3 protein-coding genes are annotated in these 2,405 nt (G+C 75.4%); all 3 read right to left on the reverse strand.

What is annotated here, in order from left to right:
• A partial coding sequence (locus tag VGB14_20880) for a gamma-glutamyltransferase (GenBank protein HEX9995387.1) occupies positions 1-826 on the reverse strand: 826 nt, incomplete at its 3' end.
• Complete coding sequence (locus VGB14_20885; GenBank protein ID HEX9995388.1) at positions 823-1,977, reverse strand: ArsA-related P-loop ATPase; 1,155 nt, start codon at positions 1,975-1,977, stop codon at positions 823-825. The genes VGB14_20885 and VGB14_20880, both read right to left, overlap by 4 nt.
• The coding region (locus VGB14_20890) for an anion-transporting ATPase (protein ID HEX9995389.1) at positions 1,977-2,405 on the reverse strand (429 nt) is incomplete at its 5' end. The genes VGB14_20885 and VGB14_20890, both read right to left, overlap by 1 nt.

The raw sequence follows: 2,405 nt of genomic DNA on the forward strand, positions 1-2,405 counted from the left end.
CGCCGCCGGGCAGGGCGGCCGCCGCCGCCGCCAGCATCCCGCCGACGCGGGTGCCGCCGTCCGAGGGGGGCGGGATGCCGAGGAGGCGGTGGTCGCCGACGTCGGTGGCCAGCGGGGCCCGCTCGGCCACCCGGTAGGCGGCGAGGTCGTCGGTGGTGAGCAGCCCGCCGCAGGCGGCCATGTCGGCCGCCATCCGCCCGGCCAGGTCGCCCCCGTAGAACGACGCCGCCGACGCCGGCAGGGCGGCGAGGAAGGCGGCCAGGTCGGGGTTCACGAACGTCTCGCCCGCGGCCACCAGCCGGCCGGCCGGGGCGAACAGGGCGGCGGCGCCGGTCGTCCTCGTCAGGATCGGGGTCAGCAGCGAGGCGGCGTAGGCCTGGAACTCGTCGACCACCACGCCCCGCTCGGCCAGCGCCACGGCGGGCGCCACCACCCGGTCGAGCGGCAGGCGGCCGAGGCGGCGGTGGGCGTGGAGCAGGCCGGCCAGGGTCCCCGGCACGGCCGCCGCGCCGTGGCCGACGACGAACTCCTGGTCGACGCCGGGGAAGCGGACGAGCACGGGCTCGAAGTTCGGGTCGGGGCGGTCGACGAGGCCGAGCCCGGGCGTGTCCACGAAGAAGTCGACGACGACGGGGTCCTCCGCCGCCGGGCAGGCGAGCAGGAACCCGCCGCCGCCCAGGCTGGTGAGGCACGGCTCGGCCACGGCCGAGGCGAACCCGGCGGCCACGGCGGCGTCGAAGGCGTTGCCGCCCGCGGCGAGCACGTCGGCGGCGGCGCCGGCCACGTTGGCCTCGCCGGCCGCGACCAGTCCCCGGGCCGCCGTCACCGCCAGAGCCGCTCGCCCATCCGCAGCAGCCCGTGGAGGTCGTAGATGTCCTCCTCGAAGTAGGGGACGGAGGCGACGACCTCGGGGGCGGCCGCCAGCTCCGCCCGCTGCTCGGCCTCCCTCGTGGCCACGACCTGGAAGTTCAGGAAGCTCTCCCCCACCTCCTTCAGCACCCGCTCGACCTGGGCCGGCTCGCCGGCCCCGGCCACCGCCCCGGCCAGCGAGGCCGGCTCGGCCGACAGCCGCTGGGCGACGACGGTGGCGTCCCGGTCGAGCAGGTAGGGCGGCAGCACCTTGTTGAGGACGAGCGCGCCGAGGTGGAAGTGGCGGTCGGCCAGCGCGCCCATGAAGAACTCGGCCTCCCGCACCGGCGCGGCCTCGAGCGTGCTCACCACCACGAACGTCGTGCGCCGGTCCTCGAGCGTGCGGCTGACGGCCGTGGCCCGCTCGACGAAGCCCTCGTACATCGTCTGGAACAGCAGGAAGAACTCGGCGATGTCGGCGAGGAACTGGGAGCCGAGGACGCGGTCGGCCACGCTGTAGAAGGGCTTCGACGCCATGCTGACGACGCGCGAGCGGGCCGGCGCCGTCAGCCACCGCAGCAGCCGGCTGCTGAAGAAGTCGGCCATCCGCGACGGCGCCTCGAGGAAGTCGATGGCGTTGCGGGTCGGCGGGGTGTCCACCACGATCAGGTCGTAGGTGCCGGCCGAGTGCAGCTCGTAGAGCCGCTCCATGGCGATGTAGTCGTGGCTCTGGACGAACTTGCCGGTGATGTTCTTGTAGAGCGGGTTGGCGAGGATGGCGTCCCGGGTGGCCACGTCCGGCGCGTGCCGGTTCACCAGGTCGTCCCACGAGCGCTTGGTGTCGAGCATGGCCGCCCACAGCTCGCCCCGCGGCTCCACGCCGGCCTGCTCGAAGGCGGCGGCCGGCACGGTCGTCTCCGTGTTGCCGAACCGCTCCATGCCGAGCGCGTTGGCCAGGCGGCGGGCCGGGTCGACGGTCAGCACCAGGACCTTGCCGCCGAGGTGGACGGCGGCCATCGCCGCCATCGCCGCCGCCGTGCTCGTCTTGCCCACGCCGCCCGACCCGCAGCTGATGACGATCTCCTTGGCCGCCAGCAGCTGCTCGATCGTCCTCGCCGGCTCGGCCATCAGTACCCGAGCTCCGCGCCGAGCGCCTCGGCCACCTGGGTCGTGGCCCGCACGCCGTGGGCCCGCGTGAACAGGTAGGGCACGTAGAGCAGCGGCAGGTCGGGGGGCAGGCCGGCCCGCAGGTGGGCGAGGTGCCCCGCCCTCGTGCGCCGGAGGGTGACGGCGAGGTCGGCGGCGTCGAGCACCGGGCCGGCCGGCCCGCCGGCCGCCCGGCTGAGCGCGGCAACGCCCTCCGGCTCGCGGAGGCGGTCGAACACCTCCTCCTCGCCCCGCCCGAACAGCTCCGGCAGCACCCGGTTGACGACGACGGCGGCGAGGTCGACGTTCGTCTCCGTCACGATGCGAGCCGACAGCTCGATCGTCTCGTTGACCGGCATCTCCTCGGGGCTCGCCACGACGACCGCGCCGGTGACCGCGGGGTCGCCGAG

Source organism: Acidimicrobiales bacterium (assembly GCA_036399815.1).
Taxonomy (GTDB): Bacteria; Actinomycetota; Acidimicrobiia; order Acidimicrobiales; family DASWMK01; genus DASWMK01.

Bases quoted from the DNA above. Each gene is read 5' to 3' on its own strand.
- VGB14_20885 (HEX9995388.1), bottom strand. From the start codon at position 1,977: ATGGCCGAGCCGGCGAGGACGATCGAGCAGCTGCTGGCGGCCAAGGAG.